Origin of the sequence: Streptomyces sp. R35, assembly GCF_041053035.1 — a bacterium.
Lineage (GTDB): Bacteria > Actinomycetota > Actinomycetes > Streptomycetales > Streptomycetaceae > Streptomyces > Streptomyces lutosisoli.
The window spans coordinates 9,709,364-9,727,340 of the sequence record NZ_CP163440.1 but is presented as its reverse complement, the minus strand read 5'-3'; the positions used below and the strand labels follow the sequence as shown (position 1 = coordinate 9,727,340).

15 protein-coding genes and 6 pseudogenes are annotated in these 17,977 nt (G+C 68.3%); 15 read left to right on the top strand and 6 right to left on the bottom strand.

The genetic code is table 11. The features are described 5' to 3' along the window. Nucleotides 1–66: 66 nt before the first annotated feature. The 9 genes and pseudogenes from AB5J50_RS43695 to AB5J50_RS43655 all read left to right on the top strand — a co-directional run bounded on the left by AB5J50_RS43695 (nucleotide 67) and on the right by AB5J50_RS43655 (nucleotide 8,470). Nucleotides 67–1,836 (top strand): cellulase family glycosylhydrolase, encoded by a 1,770-nt coding sequence (locus AB5J50_RS43695; RefSeq protein ID WP_369264130.1) that lies wholly within the window; start codon nucleotides 67–69, stop codon nucleotides 1,834–1,836. Nucleotides 1,837–2,019: 183 nt separating this feature from the next. Beyond that, a complete protein-coding gene (locus AB5J50_RS43690; protein WP_369264129.1) occupies nucleotides 2,020–2,988 on the top strand; it encodes an expansin EXLX1 family cellulose-binding protein in 969 nt (322 codons plus the stop codon). A gap of 242 nt (nucleotides 2,989–3,230) precedes the next feature. Further along, nucleotides 3,231–3,425, top strand: a pseudogene (locus AB5J50_RS43685) (transposase); the annotation flags it as partial. A 283-nt stretch (nucleotides 3,426–3,708) separates the two neighbouring features. Continuing rightward, nucleotides 3,709–4,908, top strand: coding sequence for a serine hydrolase domain-containing protein (locus tag AB5J50_RS43680; RefSeq protein ID WP_369264128.1), 1,200 nt, complete (start codon nucleotides 3,709–3,711; stop codon nucleotides 4,906–4,908). 422 nt (nucleotides 4,909–5,330) lie between these two features. After that, entirely contained in the window at nucleotides 5,331–6,512 is a 1,182-nt protein-coding gene (locus tag AB5J50_RS43675) for a hypothetical protein (RefSeq protein WP_369264127.1), read from the top strand. 252 nt (nucleotides 6,513–6,764) lie between these two features. Then, nucleotides 6,765–7,010, top strand: a pseudogene (locus AB5J50_RS43670) (IS256 family transposase); the annotation flags it as partial. A 149-nt stretch (nucleotides 7,011–7,159) separates the two neighbouring features. After that, nucleotides 7,160–7,557 (top strand): annotated as a pseudogene (locus tag AB5J50_RS43665) (dihydrofolate reductase family protein). Continuing rightward, nucleotides 7,554–7,967, top strand: coding sequence for a VOC family protein (locus AB5J50_RS43660; RefSeq protein WP_369264126.1), 414 nt, complete (start codon nucleotides 7,554–7,556; stop codon nucleotides 7,965–7,967). Before AB5J50_RS43665 ends, AB5J50_RS43660 begins: the two are co-directional and overlap by 4 nt. A 107-nt stretch (nucleotides 7,968–8,074) precedes the next feature. After that, nucleotides 8,075–8,470 carry a VOC family protein gene (locus AB5J50_RS43655; RefSeq protein ID WP_369264125.1) on the top strand — a complete coding sequence of 132 codons (396 nt, stop codon included), beginning with the start codon at nucleotides 8,075–8,077 and terminating at the stop codon, nucleotides 8,468–8,470. A gap of 423 nt (nucleotides 8,471–8,893) precedes the next feature. Here AB5J50_RS43655 and AB5J50_RS43650 read toward each other — a convergent pair whose 3' ends face one another. From AB5J50_RS43650 to AB5J50_RS43640, 3 genes and pseudogenes are all read right to left on the bottom strand, one after another. Continuing rightward, on the bottom strand, nucleotides 8,894–9,760 hold the full coding sequence (locus AB5J50_RS43650) for a GNAT family N-acetyltransferase (protein WP_369264124.1): 867 nt from the start codon (nucleotides 9,758–9,760) through the stop codon (nucleotides 8,894–8,896). 57 nt (nucleotides 9,761–9,817) lie between these two features. Then, a pseudogene (locus AB5J50_RS43645) lies at nucleotides 9,818–9,973 on the bottom strand (IS630 family transposase); the annotation flags it as partial. A 116-nt stretch (nucleotides 9,974–10,089) separates the two neighbouring features. Continuing rightward, nucleotides 10,090–10,173: pseudogene (locus AB5J50_RS43640) on the bottom strand (winged helix-turn-helix domain-containing protein); the annotation flags it as partial. 147 nt (nucleotides 10,174–10,320) lie between these two features. Between AB5J50_RS43640 and AB5J50_RS43635 the strand changes: the two are divergent. The 6 genes from AB5J50_RS43635 to AB5J50_RS43610 all read left to right on the top strand — a co-directional run bounded on the left by AB5J50_RS43635 (nucleotide 10,321) and on the right by AB5J50_RS43610 (nucleotide 15,870). Then, nucleotides 10,321–11,340: a DNA-directed RNA polymerase subunit alpha gene (locus tag AB5J50_RS43635; RefSeq protein ID WP_369264123.1), complete on the top strand. Its 1,020-nt coding sequence runs from the start codon at nucleotides 10,321–10,323 to the stop codon at nucleotides 11,338–11,340. Between the two features lie 224 nt (nucleotides 11,341–11,564). Further along, the gene (locus tag AB5J50_RS43630; RefSeq protein ID WP_369264122.1) at nucleotides 11,565–11,831 is read left to right on the top strand and encodes a hypothetical protein; all 267 of its coding nucleotides are present in this window, start codon (nucleotides 11,565–11,567) and stop codon (nucleotides 11,829–11,831) included. 847 nt (nucleotides 11,832–12,678) lie between these two features. After that, a complete protein-coding gene (locus AB5J50_RS43625) occupies nucleotides 12,679–13,446 on the top strand; it encodes a hypothetical protein (RefSeq protein WP_369264121.1) in 768 nt (255 codons plus the stop codon). A 64-nt stretch (nucleotides 13,447–13,510) separates the two neighbouring features. Further along, entirely contained in the window at nucleotides 13,511–14,155 is a 645-nt protein-coding gene (locus AB5J50_RS43620; RefSeq protein ID WP_369264120.1) for a hypothetical protein, read from the top strand. After that, nucleotides 14,152–14,358 carry a hypothetical protein gene (locus tag AB5J50_RS43615; protein WP_369264119.1) on the top strand — a complete coding sequence of 69 codons (207 nt, stop codon included), beginning with the start codon at nucleotides 14,152–14,154 and terminating at the stop codon, nucleotides 14,356–14,358. Before AB5J50_RS43620 ends, AB5J50_RS43615 begins: the two co-directional genes overlap by 4 nt. A 144-nt stretch (nucleotides 14,359–14,502) precedes the next feature. After that, nucleotides 14,503–15,870, top strand: a complete 1,368-nt coding sequence (locus tag AB5J50_RS43610; protein WP_369264118.1) for a ferric reductase-like transmembrane domain-containing protein — start codon at nucleotides 14,503–14,505, stop codon at nucleotides 15,868–15,870. 311 nt (nucleotides 15,871–16,181) lie between these two features. On the opposite strand, the pseudogene AB5J50_RS43605 reads toward AB5J50_RS43610, so the two are convergent. The 3 genes and pseudogenes from AB5J50_RS43605 to AB5J50_RS43595 all read right to left on the bottom strand — a co-directional run. Beyond that, a pseudogene (locus AB5J50_RS43605) lies at nucleotides 16,182–16,607 on the bottom strand (family 1 glycosylhydrolase); the annotation flags it as partial. A 156-nt stretch (nucleotides 16,608–16,763) separates the two neighbouring features. Then, complete coding sequence (locus AB5J50_RS43600; protein WP_369264117.1) at nucleotides 16,764–17,363, bottom strand: carboxymuconolactone decarboxylase family protein; 600 nt, start codon at nucleotides 17,361–17,363, stop codon at nucleotides 16,764–16,766. Between the two features lie 9 nt (nucleotides 17,364–17,372). Continuing rightward, nucleotides 17,373–17,954, bottom strand: a complete 582-nt coding sequence (locus AB5J50_RS43595) for a carboxymuconolactone decarboxylase family protein (protein ID WP_369264116.1) — start codon at nucleotides 17,952–17,954, stop codon at nucleotides 17,373–17,375. Nucleotides 17,955–17,977 lie beyond the last annotated feature (23 nt).

The window sequence follows — 17,977 nt, the reverse complement described above, 5'->3', positions numbered from 1 at the left end:
GTGGCGCCTGATCGCTGCCCGGCCACGGACCGGATCACCCGCACCATCGGCCGAAAGGCATGACACATGAAGGACATACGGAGACCCTCACCCCATCGCAGCCGCGGCCCCGGACGCCTGGCCGGCCTGCTGATGGCGCTGCTCGTCGTCCTGGGGCTGTCCGGCAGCACCGCGCTCGCCGCGACCGACGGGACGGCACAGCAGGCACTCGCCACGGTCAAGGTGCCGGCCGGTGCCAAGGACGCCGTAGCCGCGATGCAGCCCAGTTGGAACCTGGGCAACACCCTGGACGCGATTCCCGACGAGACGTCCTGGGGCAACCCCAAGGCCACCAGGGAGCTGTTCAAGACCATCCGGGCGCAGGGCTTCCGCAGCGTCCGCATCCCGGTGACCTGGAGCGCACACCAGTCCGCCACCGCGCCCTACACCGTCGACGCCGCGTACCTGAGCCGTGTCAAGGAGGTGGTCGACTGGGCACAGGCCGAGAACCTCTACGTCGTGCTCAACGTCCACCACGACTCATGGCAGTGGGTCTCGAAGATCTCCACCGACCACGACAACGTGCTCGCCCGCTACGACGCCCTGTGGACCCAGATCTCCGCGGCGTTCCGGGACGAGCCGCGCACCCTGCTCTTCGAGAGCATCAACGAACCGGGCTTCGACAACGCCACGGCGGCGCAGAAGACCCAGTTCATGAACGAGCTGAACACCTCGTTCCACGAGATCGTCCGCTCTTCGGGCGGCGCGAACAAGGGCCGCCTGCTCGTCCTGACCACACAGGGCGGCACCCCCTCACAGGACCTCATGGACGACCTGTACACGACGATCACCGCGCTGCATGACAGCAACCTGGTCGCCACTGTGCACTACTACAGCTATTACCCGTTCAGCGTGAACGTCGCGGGCGGCACCCGGTACGACACCGCCGCCCAGAACGACCTGACCGACGCCTTCGCCCGCATGCACGACACCTTCGTCGACAGGGGCATCCCCGTCTACCTCGGCGAGTACGGCCTGTTGGCCTGGCCCGACCACAACCATCCCGACCGCGTCGAGCGGGGTGAGGCGCTGAAGTACTTCGAGCACCTCGGATACGCGGCGCGCCAGGCCGGCGTCACCACCGCCCTGTGGGACCCCGGAACCTTCGCCTACCTGAACCGGGACACCCTGAAGTGGCAGGACCCCGCCCTGTTCGCCTGGATCAAGTCGAGCTGGACCACCCGCTCGGGAACCGCCTCCTTCGACAAGGTCTTCGTGGCGAAGTCGAGCCGGATCACGGCCCAGTCGCTCACGCTGAACCCGAACGGCACCAAGTTCCAGAGTCTGTGGAACGGCGACACCAAGCTTGTCGCGGGCAAGGACTACACCGTCTTCAAGGATCGGCTCACCCTCACGGCGCAGGCGCTGACCCGGCTGACCGGCGAGCGGGACTACGGGGTCAACGCGACGCTCCAGGCCCGGTTCTCCCGCGGCCTGCCCTGGAAGATCGACGTGGTTACCTACGACACCCCGGTGCTGTCGAACGCCACGGGCACACCCGATGCGTCCACCCTTCCCACGAAGTTCCAGGGCGACCTGCTGGCGACCATGGAGGCCACGTACGCCGACGGCAGCAACGCCGGCCAGACCAGCTGGACTCCGTACCAGGAGTTCAACGCGGCCTTCTCGCCGGACTACCCGAACGGCACGATCATCCTGACCCCCGATTTCCTGAAGGCACTGCGTGACGGCGAAGCGGCGACGCTGACCTTCCACTTCCACAGCGGCGCCAAGGTGAAGTACAAGGTCACAAAGTCTGGGGACTCCGTCACCGGTACGGCTGTCACGGAATCCTGACCGACCGACCCTCGCCCTGGTTGCCCGCCTCCCGGGCAACCAGGGCACCGACGTCTCTGCGGCGCCGCGGCACACCCGTGCTCGCGCGTGAGCCACTTCCTGTGAGAAATCGTTGGCAACCTTTGCGCTTCCTGTGGCCACTCAGTAGTGCACCATCGGCTCGATCTTGCGAACGGACAGGAAATGAACACATCGAGGCAGGCCGCGCGGCAGCGCAGACAAAGACGCAGGCTCATGCTGGGCGGCACATCGGCACTGATCGCCACGGGCGTTCTCGTCTACCTGGTCATGGCGTTGCTCCCCGACCGCAACGTCGACGCAGGGCCTGCCGCAGCCACACCCCTCGCCAGCACCCAGGTGAAAGCCACCGCCGCCGGCGGCGAGAGGGCCACCCCGGCCGCGACGGCGAGCCCGACCGGCTCGCCCAGCCCGACAGGCTCCCCCACCCCGACGGGTACCGCGACCACCAAGTCGGCGCGACCGTCACCCACTCCCACCCCGGAGCCCAAGCAAAAGCCCGCTACCACAACTGCGCAGGCAGGACGGATTCAGCCGCACACCAGCTACCGGGGCGTCGCCACCGCCTACGAGGCCGCGGACGGAAACGGCGCCTGCCTGTTCGGCCCCAGCCCCGACCTCATGATCGCGGCCATGAACACCACCGACTACGAGACGTCCAGGGCGTGCGGCGCATACGTGCTCGTACACGCGGCCAACGGCAAATCCATCACCGTACGCATCACCAACGAATGCCCCCTGCCCTGCGCACCCGGGCAACTCGACCTCAGCCAACAGGCATTCGCCAAACTCGCCGACCTCAAGGTCGGCCGGATCTCCATCACCTGGAGCCTGGTGAGCCCCAGCATCTCCAACAAGATCTCCATCCGGTACAAGACCGGCTCCAGCCGCTACTGGTGCGGCATCCAGGCGATCGGCCACCGCAACCCGGTCGCCGGGCTGGAAGTCCGTACCGCAGGCGGCTGGCGGCGACTGCCCCGCACCTCCTACAACTACTTCATCTCCGCGGACGGCAGCGGGTGCGGCAGCGCGATCAGACTCACCGACATCTACGGCGAACGGTTGACCATCAACGGAATCGCGGTGCGGCCGAACGTCGTGCAACCCACCCAGGTCCAGTTCGCCCGACACTGATCCCACCGCCCGCCCAAGGCCGACGTCGAGGCCATCTTCGCGGACTGCAACACACTGAGGGCCGAGGTCGACCGCGCCTGAGAAAGGACGCGGACCGACCTCGGCCCTGATGTCACTGCTGTCGGGTCAGCCGCCGCTGACGGTCAGGCCAGGACGAGACAGACTCCGCTGAGTCCCTTGGCCAGGCCGACCGCGGCCTGCCGGTGGCGACGGTGACCGACTCCGGCAGGCCCTGCCAGCCCCGGGAGATCAGACGCCGCACCGACGTCGTGGTCTTCCCCAACCCCGACGCCGTCCTGCGGCTCGCCACCGCCGGCCTCGCCGAGCTACACGACGAATGGATCACCTTCCCCCGCCGCTGCCTCTCCGAAGAGAGCATGGCCGCCGTCTACACCACCACCGACACGGCCACCCTCCCCACCACCACCAACGACTGATCCCCTACACCACACGGTGGACACACGGTGGGACGCCATCGATCACGCATGCCCGGGACTCCACGCGGGCGGCCACCGATCGCGTGTCCGCCCGGGCATCGCCGAGTTGCGGCATCGCACGTAACAGGGGGTTACCCCCACCTCCGATCCGGATGATCACCCCATCGCCGCGCCCCTACCGCTTCGACATGCTGAACCTGCCTGCGCTGAGCGGGGGTTGAAGGCTCAGCGTCACGGGCCACCGTCATCCGCGGTGATCTTGCCGGCTGTCAAGGAGGAACACGTGATCAAGTACAAGCGTTCGCTGGGTGGGGCACTCACGCTGGCCGTGGCAATCGGTGCCGTGGCAGGCGCGCTGCCGGCAGGCGCCGCCACCGCCACGGCCACGGCCACGGCCGAGTCCACCGCCGCACAGCCCGCCACCACCAGCGACGACACGCAGCTGCGTGCGCTCATGCACCGGCTGACCACGGCCGACGGTGCGCCCGGCGCGCTCCTGCAAACGCGGGATCGGCACGGCTTCAGGGTGCTGACCAGCGGCGTCGCGGACGTGAACAGCAACGCTCCGGTGGCGCCCGACAGCAGATTCCGGATCGGCAGCATGACCAAGCCCTTCGTGGCCACGGTCGTGCTCCAGCTGGTGGGAGAACATCGCGTCGCCCTCGACGCGCCCGTAGCGCGCTACCTGCCCGATCTCCTCCGCGGCCACGACAACGACGACCGGAAGATCACCGTCCGTCAGCTGCTCCAGCACACCAGCGGCCTGCCCGACTACCTCACCTTCCTCAGCCCCGCGGAGATCCTCGACGACCCGCTCGCCCACCACGACACCCGCGACCTGGTCAACCTCGCGCTCGCCCAACCCCGGACGTTCAAGCCCGGCGAGGGCTGGCGCTACTCCAACACCAACTATCTGATCGCCGGGATGCTCATCGAAAAGGTGACCGGCCACCCCTACGGCGAGGAAATCCGCCGACGCATCATCGAGCCCCTGCACCTGCGCCAGACATCCGTGCCGGGCGACGCCACCGCGATCAACGGCCCGCACCCGCGCGGCTACGTGCGCCCCGGTGAGGGCGCGCCGCTGATGGACCTCACCGCGATCAACCCGTCGATCGCGGGAGCCTCCGGCGAGATGATCTCCAGCGCCGGCGACCTCAACCGCTTCCTCGGCGCACTGGTTGGCGGCAGGCTGCTGCGCCCGGCCCAGCTCAAGGCGATGATGACGACCCACCCGACCGGCGACAAGGGCCGGGAGTACGGCCTCGGCCTGGAGAGCAAGGAGCTACCCTGCGGCGGCGTGTACTGGGGCCACGGCGGCGACATCTTCGGCTACCAGACCGCGGGCGGCGCCACCACCCACGGCAGGCAGGCCACGGTGATGGCCAACGTCGACCCGGGCGGCACGGACGAGCAGGACGACGACATGGAGGCCGCCGTCCAGACGGCCCTGTGTGAGGGCCGCCCCTCACACCCCCGGTAGCGCAACCCCTCGATGACGGAGGCACCGCCGTCCCGTGTGGGCGGGCGGGATGAGCAGCTGTCATCTGGCCGGAGGGCAGTGCGGCGAGGCGGTGAAAGGCCGTGGCCCGGGGGTACAGCCTGAGACCGGGCTTCGTGAACCTCACGGTTGCGGCGCCTGGCCCGTGCCGCCCCAACTTCCAACCGCTGGACATGATCCGTGAGGTCGACCCTCAGACGTGGGCATGGGTGACGCCCGGCGACTTCTCGTGGCGGCGGCTCAAGACATCCACCGCCGCGGAGCCGGCCGGGATACGACTGGCCGGGATACGACTGGCCGGTCGCCACGCGGTGCGATGCACCACTCGGGTGAAGGCCTTCCCGCCATGATGCCGAACGCGACGAGCACGGTGACCTGTCATATCGACGTGCGTTGAAATCAGCATGGCAAAGCCAGAATCCAACGTACCCAGCACCAGCGGCTCACCAACCAAGAAGCCGACGGTGGAGCCCTTTCTACTGACGGCAGAACAAGGCGAAGCTGCCCGTGCACTTCTCGGCTATGTAAGCTCGCTGCCTCTCAACTCGCCCGACGCGCAACTGCTTGCCGTGGTCGTGGCCATCCGGGCGGCACGGGGCGGCGTCGGCAATCTCACCGGCGGTGACCTCTCCTCGCTGCGTCTGGCCGACCCAGCAGGCGCCATCGGTGAGGTTCGGAAGATCGGTTGGCAGGTGACGGACGAGCTTCTCGTCGGTGACCCGGAGACTCCGGTAGCCGTCACCGTGCCCGACCTCGCCGGAGAGGCGGACCGCAGGCTTCCCTTCGGAAAGCAAAAGCGCTCACGAGTGTCCGGATGGACAACACGAACCCTGGCAGCCAAGCCCGTGAAAAGAGCAACTCCCGCTACGCGCCTGGCTGCCCTGTTCCTTGCCGCACACAGCACATCTCAGTTGCACGGAGATATTCCGTCCGGTCTCCCCGAGGTGTGTCGCACTGCGCTCCCCGAACTTCTACGCAGTGGATTCCTTGCCGAACTAGTCGACGGCCAGTACCGCCTTGCTCCGGCGGTCCGGCACCTCTCGGGGCTACGGCGCGCCGCGACCACTGACGCCCGTAATGTGGCAACCCAGCCCGGTGCCGCAGGCAAGTCTCGGACTGCTGCAGAGGAGGAATTCGACGCGGCTGGTTGGGAGCGGTGGAAAGAACAGGCAAGTCCGGCTCTGCGACGGCATGTTGCAGCCGTGGAGAACTGTGCCTTGTGCGCGCTGCCGGTCGAACGGATCGCGGCAGCGTTCACGGATTCACCTGCTGTGCTTCCCTTCCAGAATGCCGTTCGGGCTGCCTACGGCGCATGGAAGGACGCGCACCCAGATCGCGGCCCCCTGGCAGCAGGGTTCACTGTGACGTTCCGCGCAGAGCATGGGCACGGTCCCTCCTTCACCCAACTCTGCGCGGGCCTGGGCTGGAACCTTCCACGGCCGCTGCGATCCTTCGTCGTTCGCCGCCTCCTCGCCAATGAATGGCTGACCGACACGGCCCCCGTGCCCTGGACGCTTCGCCCGGGACGAACCGCCCAGGCCCAGGACATCACTTTGCCGGGGTCGAAGCCCGTAGCCACCAGTTGAGACCTCGACTGGTGCCTTGACGCCGTACAACCACGGCCAGTTGACCCGACCAGCGCGCTACTCACCGAGGGGCCTCACGAATGGGACGGCAAAGCCAGGAAAACCGCGGCGGCCACGGCACGTACCGGACTACAGCCTCCGCGCATTGCAACCGCCCGGCGCACTCTACGAAGAGTGGATCCGGGTCCCGAGTGGCATGAATCCCGCCGCGGCCCTCGCCGACGAGCGGCTGACCGACGACGCCCGGAAACTCACTGGGTTCACCTGCGCACGACGAATCCCATCGAATCAACCTTCGCGACGGTACGGCTCAGGACCAAGGTCACCAAGGACGCCGGCGGTGCAGCCGCCGCGCTTGCCATGGTCTTCAAGCTCGTCGAGTCCGCCCAGGCCCGCTGGCGGGCCGTGAACGCGCCCCACCTGGTCGCCCTCGTGCGGGCCGGCGCTTGCTTCGAACGCGGTCGGCTTGTCGAACGCCCCGAGGCTCACGCAGCCTGAATGACCGCAACTGATCGACTGCTCTGGATTTACGCCTCGCCAGGGCGATGAGTTTGCCTGGTGCCTGAAGTCTTCCCCTTTGAGACTCCCGCCCTGATGGGGCGAGAAGCGGAGCATCCCCATGCCATGGAGGAGAGATGGAGGCCAGAATGGGCAGTCCGATTCGGCTGTACATGTCGATGTCGCTCGACGGCTACGTCGCCGGTCCGGACGATCCACCGGGCCAGGAGCTCGGACGCGCCGGAGGACGGCTTTTCAACTGGCTCGACGACCGGGAATCCGACGGTCCCAGCGGACAGGTCTATCGCGAGGCGCTGGCGACCGGCCGGTCATGGTCCATGGGGCGGGCGCGGCCCAAGCGCTCCTGCGAGCCGGGCACATCGACGAGATGGAGATCCACCTGGTTCAGGTCCTCCTCGGGGACGGCCGACGACTGTTCGACCACCTGGGCAGTGATCACATCGAACTCGACCTTGTCCGACGGCTCGACGATCGAGACGTTACGCACCTGCGCTACCGGGTGCGTCGACCCGAGGAGGCCGCGTGAAGACGCTCTTCGTCTCCTACCGTGTCACCGACCTGGACCGCTCGCTCGGTTTCTACACCGCCCTGGGCTACGTCGAGCTGGGCAGGGTCCAGGGCGGCGACGCGGGTCACCTCGTGATCCTCAAGTTCCCTGGCGAACCGGCGGCCTCGCTCGAACTGGTCCACCGCCCCGTCGGCGGACGCATCGAGGTGGGCACCGGTTTCGACCACCTCGCGATCCAGGTGGACACGCTGGCCGCCACCCTGGAGCGGCTGACCGACGCCGGCCTGGAGCCGGGACCTGTCCAGTACCCGGGCGGCGCTCGCGGCCCGAAGACGTCGTGGCTCACCGACCCGGATGGCTACCGGATCGAGTTGGTGGAGTGGCCACCTGGACACCCCGACGGCATCACCGCTGCGGACTTCTCCTGACGACTTGGGGATCGATACTGGCGCAGCGGCCTCGCTCCCCCGCAGCGGCCGGGACGTACGGCGCTGGCGATCTCGGGACTGTCAGTGGCGAGCGTTAGCGTGCTGCCATGCAGCCACACTTCACCGGCACCTGTCTGATCAGCGGCGACGTACCCGCTCTCGCAGCGTTCTACGCCACGCTGCTGTCCGCACAGGTCGAGGGCGACGACTCGTTCGCCATCATCTCCGGCCCTGGCGCGGTGCTGTCGGTCTTCTCGACCGCTGGTATGGAAGCAATGGCGCCGGGCTCGATGGCCCACGCAGGCAGCGGGAACTTCACGATCGAGTTCGAGGTCGACGACGTCGATGCGCGCTACGACCGTCTCCGAGTCGGTGGCGTTCGGATCCTCAAGCCGCCCACCACCCAGCCCTGGGGGCGGCGTTCGATGTGGCTGCGCGATCCCGACGGAAATATCGTCAACTTCTACCAGCGCACTCAGACGCCGCCGGCACCTTCTCCGTGACTGAGGCCGGGGGCTGAAGCACCCCGCATGCCCGTCGGCCCGTGTCGTAGGAACGGCCGCACGAGTGGGAGGCCGGGTCGGCGGATCTGCGGGCGTTCAAGCGAGCTCGCCGGCCCGGCCCCCGTGGGTGAGGGGGTGGCGGCCGCGACGTGGAACCGGTTCATCGCGGCGTTGGACAAGTTCGTCGAGTGGGCTCTCGCCGAGGAGCTGCTGGCCGCGGATCCGTTCCGGAGGGTGGACCGGACGGTGTGGAGCCCGCGGGGTGTGCAGGTGGTGCGAGTGAACGCTGAGCGGGAGGTGGACAGAGGATGCAAGCTGCGAGCAGGGGAGCCTTGTGCAACCCTGTTGCTGTAGCTGATTCAGCGGCGTGATCTGGCCATCACAGCGACCACCACCCCGATGGAAGGTCCGCAGGCCCCGACGTCAGACCTTCCGGATCCGGTCGGCGATCTCCGGCCTCGCCGCGAACCCGGCCGCCTTGTACGTGGCGACGCCGCCGACGTTGGAGCTCGGCGTGCACACGCGCACGCTTGACGAGCCCATCTCCCGCAGTGCGGCCGCCCCGGCGACGGTGATCGCCCGGCCATAGCCGCGGCCGCGGTGGTCCGTGTGGACGCCCATCGGCTCGACCAGTCCTGGTTTCCCCGGGCCGGCCGACCAGACCGTCACCACCGCCGCGGGGTTGCCCTGGTCGTCGTAAGCACCCAGGCAGCGGGCGTCGGCGTAGAACGGTGCCGCAGACATCCTGTGCCGGTACTCGCGCGTGGGCTTCGTGGTGTTGAACGCGGACCGCAGGACGTCGGCGAAGTCCTGTGCCTGCTCCAGGCCGATCTCCTTGATCCGCACGCCGGGGTCCTCCACCGCTTCGGCGAGGTCGCGGAAGAGCGGTGTCCACGGCTCGTCGACGCCCCAGCCTTCCTTGCTCAACAGGTCGTGGAGCAGCAGGCCCTGCGGCGCCTCGATGGACACCGCTCCTTCCGGCAGCACGCCGCGCTCGGGCAGCGAGAAATCCTCGACGAGTCGCCGCGCCAAGTCCTCGTCATGGAAAGCGTTGGAAGCGACCGTCATCCGCACGAGCGTCGGTGAATCCAGCATCCCGACGGCGAGAATCCGTCCGTTCCGGCTCCAGGTCCGTACCGCCGCGGCCGTCTCGGCCGTTCCGAACCGGTAGTTCCAGCCGATGTCCCCGGGATGCAGCTGCATCGGCGTTTCGTCGTGCTGCCACTCCCGCAGCGCCGCAATGGCCTCGCGCACTCCGTGGGCCGTCGGCGTCCTCAGCACAATCGTCATAGCCGGGATCAGACATCCCGTCTCGGTGGCGTGCAACCGATTAACTGACCAGGCGCTTCAAGGTGATGGTGGCGGGAGGTCGAGGGCGAGTCCGGTCCCGGCGAGGAAGCCGTCGAGGGCGTCGGGGCGGTACTGGAGGCGCCTGAGTCGGTTGCGCACGAGCGCTGCGAGTCGGTCGAGGGCAGCGCTGGCGAGGTTCGCGAGGCTGTGTTTGAAGCAGATCCAGCCGCCGCAGACCGCCCGAGTGGTTTTACCTCCGCCCGCGTCACCTCCTTCCAGGAGGTGACGGCCTTCTCGTCGCGTTCCGCGGTCCTGCGGGCCGGGACCTGCGGTGTGAACCCGATCCGGCGCATCAGCCTCGCCGCGCCCGAGACGCTGTAGGAGACGTGAAACTTCCTGCCGATCAGCGTCACCGCCCGCGCCCCTCGAAGCCTCCTCGCTGGGTTTTGGGAGACGGGCGGTTCGGCCCCTGCGAAGACCGTATCGCCCGTATCACCCGTACCCTTCGTGGTGTCTACGGCGTCACATAGCGGGCGCCAAACCACTGGAGGCAACACCCCGTGCTGATCGCTCAGCGTCCGTCCCTGACCGAAGAAGTCGTCGACGAGTTCCGCTCCCGGTTCCTGATCGAGCCGCTGGAGCCGGGCTTCGGCTACACCCTCGGCAACTCCCTGCGTCGGACCCTCCTGTCCTCGATCCCCGGTGCGGCTGTCACCAGCATCCGGATCGACGGCGTTCTGCACGAGTTCACCACCGTGCCGGGCGTCAAGGAGGACGTCACCGACCTGATCCTCAACATCAAGCAGCTGGTCGTGAGCAGTGAGCAGGACGAGCCGGTCGTGATGTACCTGCGCAAGCAGGGTCCGGGTCTGGTCACCGCCGCCGACATCGCGCCCCCGGCCGGTGTCGAGGTGCACAACCCCGACCTCGTCCTCGCCACGCTCAACGGCAAGGGCAAGCTGGAGATGGAGCTGACCGTCGAGCGCGGTCGCGGTTACGTCTCCGCCGTTCAGAACAAGCAGGTGGGCCAGGAGATCGGCCGTATCCCGGTCGACTCCATCTACTCACCCGTCCTGAAGGTCACCTACAAGGTCGAGGCCACGCGTGTCGAGCAGCGCACCGACTTCGACAAGCTGATCGTCGACGTCGAGACCAAGCAGGCCATGCGGCCGCGCGACGCCATGGCTTCCGCGGGCAAGACGCTCGTCGAGCTGTTCGGGCTCGCCCGCGAGCTCAACATCGACGCCGAGGGCATCGACATGGGCCCCTCCCCCGTGGACTCCGCCCTGGCCGCCGATCTCGCCCGGCCGATCGAGGAGCTCGAGCTCACGGTCCGCTCCTACAACTGCCTCAAGCGCGAAGGCGTCCACTCCGTGGGTGAGCTCCTGGCGCGTTCCGAGGCCGACCTGATGGACATCCGCAACTTCGGTGCGAAGTCCATCGACGAGGTCAAGGCGAAGCTGGCCGGCATGGGCCTCGGTCTCAAGGACGCCCCGCCCGGATTCAATCCGACCGCCGCCGCCGACACGTTCGGCGCTGACGACGCGGACGCGGGTTTCGTGGAGACCGAGCAATACTGAACGCTGTGCTGCGCCAACCATAGATCCCCAGTCGTCCGACCCTGAGGCAAGAAGTCGGAGCTCACCGGGGCTGGCTCTGGGCGGCCCCGATGCCAGGGACGTACGACCTGACGTGGGTCGAGGACGGCACCGACGAAGAGTGCTCGACCGACGCCTGCCCGTCCGATAGGTCAAGCAACAGGCGTCCCCGACTGACTCGGGCTCGGGGGCGCCTGCGGTCTTCCATGACCGGCGGCCAGCAGCTGCGGAGGGTATCGATCGTCCTTGAAGTCGAACAACGCGATGAGGGCCACGCCGAGCGTTATCAGTACTGCCGCCCACGCGCCGCCGCCGGCCACGACGCTTTCGAGCCGCTCACCGCCGAGCCAGCTGACTACATGGCCACAGACAACGGCAGCAGGGTCCAGGATCAACACAGCACGAAGGCGGCGAGGGCCCTCCAGTTGGGGCTCACCCCGTTCCTCCTTCCCCTTCGGGAGGCGACCGGCTGAGCGCGCGACACACCCGACCGGTCCACCTCAAGGTGACACTCCAGATCGCACGCCCACGAGCGGGCGCCCCGGAACTCCATCGCGAAGACATCGATCACACCTGAACTGCGATGATGCACAAAACTGCAGCTGTACCAGGCCGATGCGATCAGAAAAGCTAGACATAGCCGCCAATTCGCCCATAGTTGTACAAGATCTGAGCACCGAGCGATCCGTTCCGTCTCTGAAGACGCTCATTGCGGCTACCGACCTCATCGGCATCCGACATCGGCCCGCGCGTCCTCATCACTTCTCTGACCAGGCAACTTCCAAAGATGCTTCCGCGAGGCGGAAGCCCCATTGCGCCCCTGCGAGGCCCTTCCCGACGATGTGGCCACCACCCAAAGACGGGAGCCGCATCCATGCCGCACATGACCTCTTTCGCCAGGAACCAGTGGTACAGCTAGCGCATCTTTCTGACCTGCGCTTATGCGAGGCGATGAGGCTGTGACCTGCTAGGACGGGTTGCAGAGGCGAGCGGAGGCAGTCAGAGGAAATCACTCTGATTCGACCCCGGTTCGACCCGGGCCGCTCAGAGGCAGTCAGAGGCATCAGCCTCTGTAACTGGCCTGTGAGGGACACGAGTTGGCCGGTGTGGGTCACGGGTGGGCGACTCTGGCGGTGCTCTGTTTCGACCTCGGTCGAGCTGCGATGGGGACGTCTGCCTCCGCTCGGGGCCAGGCTTGCGAGGGCCTCCAGGACGGCCATCCTGGAGACCTTGCCGGCGCCGATGGAGGTCGGTTCCGGACACCACCCGTGGTTTTAGCGGGCCTGGGTGGCGTCCACGTCTTTGCGAGACGACCCCACCGTGCCAGACAGCACACATCACGCCGTCTCTCAACGAAACTCCACCGAATTCCGCGGAATTCTCAGCCCCGTCCAGCTTCCGTCGGCCGCGACCGATCTCATTCTGCTCGGAGACCTCACCGGCCGCTACGCCACCGGCAGTTACAGCAGGCTCGCCTCCGACGGCCGAAGTCTGGTCCTGCGTGAAAACCGCCAGGGCGCTGCCGAGCACGGGCACCGGATCACCGCGGCCATCGCCTGCCACGTGGCCCGTGCCGGTGGCACCGTCGACCAGCTGACGCAGTTCCTGCTGCACCCGGAGCATGAGGGCGGCAGGCACGCCCGGAGCATCGCGCTGCGTTCCGGGCAGTCGCGTGCCTTGGGCTACATCCGCCGGGTGTGGGCCAGCGCTTCGGAAGCGGTCAGCACCACCAGACTTCTCAGGTCCCGGCACGAGGCGTACGAGGTTCTCGCTGCGCTGCGCGACCGCATCGAGACCACGCCCTGGCGCGGGGAGCGGGGACGTACCGCGTTGCGGGTGCTGCGGGCGCATCTGAACTTCGCCGAGATCGCGGGCGGCCCCCTGCACCACGCCAGCGAACGGCAGACCGCCGAAGAGGCAGGCATCTCCCGCACGACGCTGCGGGCCGTCTACGAGACCGTCCTCAAGCCGCACGGCTGGCTGCGCCGGCTGCGAGTCGGCCACGGTCGCGAAGGCTCGACCTGGTACCTGGACGCTCGGCCGTCTCGTTTCCGGACCACTCAGTACCCCCCCCGACCCGGCACTTGAGGAGTGGACCACCCCTGAGACGGCCACGACCGCCGACATCGAGTCCACCGTCCTCGGCCACCTGATGGGCCACGACGCCTTCGCCCACCACGGCCTCGGCAGCGCCGCCCTCGTGATCATCAGCGCTCTACATGTACGCCAGGATCAGACCGTCGGCGAGCTTGTCGGTACCTCCTCGGTTTCCCGCGCCACCGCCTACCGGTCCCTGCGGCGCCTCGCCGACCACGGCCTCGTGAAGCACACCGGGGAGACCTGGGCCCTCGCGCCACGTGCGCTGGAGGGCTTCGGTATCCGCCTCCCGGACGCCGACAACGGCCACACCGCAGCGCCAGCACAGGGCTGGGACAGGGTCGCCGAGCAACACGGCACCTGGGGTGTCGCGGCCCGGCGCAAGGCCCTGCACGCGGCCGAGCGGGCGGCCTACCAGGAGGCACTGGACCGGCTGGCCCAGCACCGCAGCAGAGCTGTGGCGATCGTCCGCGACGGCCGCCAGGTCCTGGTCCCCGTGCCGCGCCCCGACGAGATCCCGCCCGCGTGGCCCGCCCCGGACGGGCGCGTCCTCGACCCGGTCACCGGTCGTCCGGCCGCCGACTGGCGGGTCGCCACAGATGGCCGACTGATCCTCATCACCCCATCGGACCAGCGCAGTTACGACGAGCTGGCCGCTGCCCATGCCGAAGCCCTCAGCGAATGGGAGTCCGTCGCATGAACGCACATCCCCCACCCGGCCCCGGCACGAGCGAGGCGGTGACGCCCGAGTACCTGCGCAAGCAGTACGAGGCCGGTGCCACCGTCGAGGAACTGGTCACCGCCAGCGGCCTGTCCTACGGCACCGTCTCCCAGTCGCGCGCACCCGATCCGGGCATCGATTGCCCCATCCCACCCGACGTGGCTACACTGCAGCCGAAATAGAAAAGGCTACGATGTAGCCAATAATCCAGTGATCAAAGGTGCGAACCCTCGGCACGCCATCGCCGGAGACGCGGCACTGCCGGGCGGCGACGGCATGCGCCCAGTGCTTCCACGTCCGCACCACCACCGCTCGAGAGGCAGACGATGCCCGTCCTCATCGCGATAGCGATTTACGCGATCCGGCTCGTGCGCGCCCCCATGGACGTGCGGCTGAAGAAGCGCCACGCCGGACCGCTGACAGTGACAGCCGGAGCCGTGGTCCTCTACCTGGCGTGGGACTGGCTCCGCCAAGACGGCATCAGCACCGTGTACTTCGTCGGCGAGTTCGCCGGTGTCGCGGCCGCCTATCTGATGACCTGCACCCTGGTGCTGGCCACCCGGCTCACGTGGCTGGAGCAGTGGTTCGGCGGACTGGACCGCATGTACTTCTGGCACAAGCAGTACGCCCTGGGATCCATGCTCCTGCTCTCGCCCCACCTCCTTCTCCACTTCTTCTCCGGCTTCGACGGCAGCGCGGACCACTACGCCGGCACCCCCCGGGCCGGCCAGCTCGTGGGGATGGGCCACGTCCTCGGCGCCGCGTCCGCCATCGGCCTGCTCGTGCTGGTCCTCATCTCGCTGGGCCAGGTCGGTCGCATCCTCCGGTTGCCCTACGAACGCTGGCTCTTCCTGCACCGCCTCACCGGTCTCCTGCTCCTGTCCGCTCTCGTGCACGGCTGGTTCCTCGACCTCGTCATCAACGGATCCGCGATTCTCCGGGCCCTCTACGTCACCATGGCCACCGTCGGCCTGGCCGCCTACGCCTACGACGAACTGGTGCTACGACGCAGGGAACCCCAGGCCGACTACACCATCCGCCGTGTCTCTCGGCCCGCCACCGACATCGTCGACCTCACTCTGGCCCCCACCGGCTCGCACGCCCTGCCCCTGATCGGCGGCCAGTTCGTCTACCTGCGCGTGGGCGGCCGACGCGCATGGCGCGAACACCCCTTCAGCGTGGCCGGAGTCCAGCCCGACGGCTCGGTCCGGCTCACCGTCCGCGCGCTCGGCCGCGGCACCCAGAAGCTCTACACGGACGTACGCGAAGGACTGCCCGCCACCCTCAACGGCCCGTACGGCATGTTCGACCACACTCTCGGCGGACCCCGCCAGATCTGGATCGCCGGCGGCATCGGCATCGCCCCGTTCCTCGGCTGGCTCACGCACCCGAGCGGCACGCTCCCCCGCGCCGACCTCTTCTACTGCGCTCCGACCGCCGACACCGCACCTTTCCTCGCGGAGCTGACGGAGGCGGCCGAGTGCCTTCCCGGACTCCGCCTCCACCCGACGTTCAGCCGCAGCCAGGGCCATCTCACCGCCGACAGGATCCGGACAACGGCCGGCCCGCTCACGCCCGACACCCACGTCTTTCTCTGCGGCCCCGCGTCCATGGTCGAAGACCTCAGCCGGGACCTCCACCGCCAGGGCATCCCCCGGGACCACGTCCACGCCGAACACTTCGCCTTCCGCTGACGAGCCACCAGTCGGGACCCCCCATAAATGTGGCTCTTCCGGCGCCGTTGACAAAAAAGGCCACGTCGGAAGCCGGGAAGACGATCGTCGTTGCCTTTCCTCCACCGAAGCCGGTCGGTCGACGTCGGCTCCCGTCAACGGGCCAACGGCGGTGGGCCCGGGGGGTTTCTCGTCGGTGTCCACCCGGAGGGTGGTCGCGGTGGGACCGAGGGCGACGGCGTTGGCGCGCGCGTGGAGGCGTCGGGGGCGGACGGGAGGCGCTCATCCGGCCGCCCATCCGGCGAGGGCCCCCTGTCGTGAGCGCCAGCCCCCTAGGCCCCGCCCTCCAAGGCACCGCCCTTGCGGGCGACGCTGCCGAGCCAGGCCAGGCTCGGCTTGGGGGTGCGTTCGAACGTCTCACGGTCGACGGCGATGAGACCGAACGTCGGCGCCCACCGTCCCCATTCGAAGTTGTCGAGCGCGGACCAGTGCAGGTACCCGCGGACGTCGATACCCTCGGCGACCGCGTCGTAGAGGTGCCCCAGCGCCTCCGTCGTGTAGGCGATCCGGCGTGTGTCATCGGCGGTGGCGATGCCGTTCTCGGTGACGAGCAGGGGGATCCCCTCCGTGGCCTCCCAGGCATGTCGCAGCGCGATGCCGAGGGCGTCCGGTCGGTACGCCCAACCGGTAAGCGTGTTGTCGGGACTCTCGGGAGCGGGAACAATGCCGTCCCTGCTCACCAACTGGCTGGTGTACGAGAGCGAAAGAACTGGCCGTCCCTGATCACGGCATGCGTGACGGTCCGCCGAGTCGACGGACCGTCATGCCGTCCCTGCGCTCGACGACCACCAGGACCAGGGCGAGCCCGGCCGGGCAGTACTCGACGAGGCTGCCGGTGAGGCGCTTCGATGTGCCTACTGGTCGAGCCCGACGGCGTTCGAGGGAACATCGAAGGCCATCAGGGTGAGCGACACCGCGCTGAACCAGCCCATCAGGACGGTCACATCCACGATGCCTTCGTCACCGAGCAGTTCCTGCGCCCGCTGGAACATCCCCTGCGGCACGATGCGCGCCGCGGCCAGCGTCGAGGCGAGCTCGTACACCATCTGCTGCCGCGGGTCGTCGAACGCGGTGGGCAGTCCCGCGATCAGCGCCTGCGCCTTCTCCGCGTCGAGCCCTCCGAAGATCACACCGATCTTCTCGTGCTCGTAGCTGGCGTACGCGGCGCCCCAGCGCCCGCAGATCACACAGGTGGCGATCTCGATCTCGGCCTTCGACAACGTCGACTTCGTCTGGAAATACGCCCCGACCGGCGTGACCGTCTTGAGGAGCGTCGGGTTCGCCGCCCAGATCTTGTGCGGACCCGGCACGAGTCCGCGCAGCTTCAGCGTGAAGTCGAACGCCTCGCGCATCTCCGGCGACATCTCGTCGACCGGTGTCTCGGCGAAGCGCCCGAACGTGCCGAAGTCCTCCGGGTTCTCGAGCATGGCCTTGAGTTCGTTGATATCGGGCATGATTCGCTCCTAGTCGGTCTGGGTCACGGCGCGGCCGGCGGGCACGTCATACGCGTTGAGCAGGGTGCCGAGCGCCAGGTAGTGGACGGTGATGAAAGCGACCGCGGCGAAGCCCTGCCGGCCGAGCTTCGCGACCGCGGCGTCGTACAGCGGCCCCGGCACCGCGCCACCGCGGGCCAGGGCGGAGGCGACATCTGCGGCGAGGAGTTCGTCCTCGCCCAGGTCGGCCGGGCGCGAGCCTGCGCTCAGGGCCGCGATCTGGTCCGGGCGCAGCCCGGCGCGCAGGGCCAGCGGGGTGTGCGCGTAGAGCTCGTAGGCGACGTTGAACCTGCCGCCGAGCGTCAGGATGACGACCTGCCGGGCCCGCTCGCTCAGGCCCGGCAGCTTCTGGGCGACGTCGATGAACTGGCCGAGCGGCACCGCGAGGTCGGGGAAGTGGAGCATCACGCCCCACGGCCCGACGAACGCACCGTCGGGGTCGCGGACCTCGAAGCCCTGGTACTCCTCGGCCTGGATCATCTTCTCGAAGGCCTCGTAGAGGGGACGCTGCTCGGCGGTCAGCTCCGTAGGGGGAATCAGTGGCAGTCGCATGGTGATCTCCTTGTGCTCGACAG

What these genes read in the sequence shown, in the direction of transcription:
- AB5J50_RS43620 (WP_369264120.1), top strand. Translation starts at nt 13,511, where the DNA reads ATGGGCCACGACGCCTTCGCCCACCACGGCCTCGGCAGCGCCGCCCTC.
- AB5J50_RS43695 (WP_369264130.1), top strand. Translation starts at nt 67, where the DNA reads ATGAAGGACATACGGAGACCCTCACCCCATCGCAGCCGCGGCCCCGGA.
- AB5J50_RS43595 (WP_369264116.1), bottom strand. Translation starts at nt 17,954, where the DNA reads ATGCGACTGCCACTGATTCCCCCTACGGAGCTGACCGCCGAGCAGCGT.
- AB5J50_RS43655 (WP_369264125.1), top strand. Translation starts at nt 8,075, where the DNA reads ATGCAGCCACACTTCACCGGCACCTGTCTGATCAGCGGCGACGTACCC.
- AB5J50_RS43615 (WP_369264119.1), top strand. Translation starts at nt 14,152, where the DNA reads ATGAACGCACATCCCCCACCCGGCCCCGGCACGAGCGAGGCGGTGACG.
- AB5J50_RS43690 (WP_369264129.1), top strand. Translation starts at nt 2,020, where the DNA reads ATGAACACATCGAGGCAGGCCGCGCGGCAGCGCAGACAAAGACGCAGG.
- AB5J50_RS43600 (WP_369264117.1), bottom strand. Translation starts at nt 17,363, where the DNA reads ATGCCCGATATCAACGAACTCAAGGCCATGCTCGAGAACCCGGAGGAC.
- AB5J50_RS43630 (WP_369264122.1), top strand. Translation starts at nt 11,565, where the DNA reads ATGACCGGCGGCCAGCAGCTGCGGAGGGTATCGATCGTCCTTGAAGTC.
- AB5J50_RS43610 (WP_369264118.1), top strand. Translation starts at nt 14,503, where the DNA reads ATGCCCGTCCTCATCGCGATAGCGATTTACGCGATCCGGCTCGTGCGC.
- AB5J50_RS43650 (WP_369264124.1), bottom strand. Translation starts at nt 9,760, where the DNA reads ATGACGATTGTGCTGAGGACGCCGACGGCCCACGGAGTGCGCGAGGCC.
- AB5J50_RS43675 (WP_369264127.1), top strand. Translation starts at nt 5,331, where the DNA reads ATGGCAAAGCCAGAATCCAACGTACCCAGCACCAGCGGCTCACCAACC.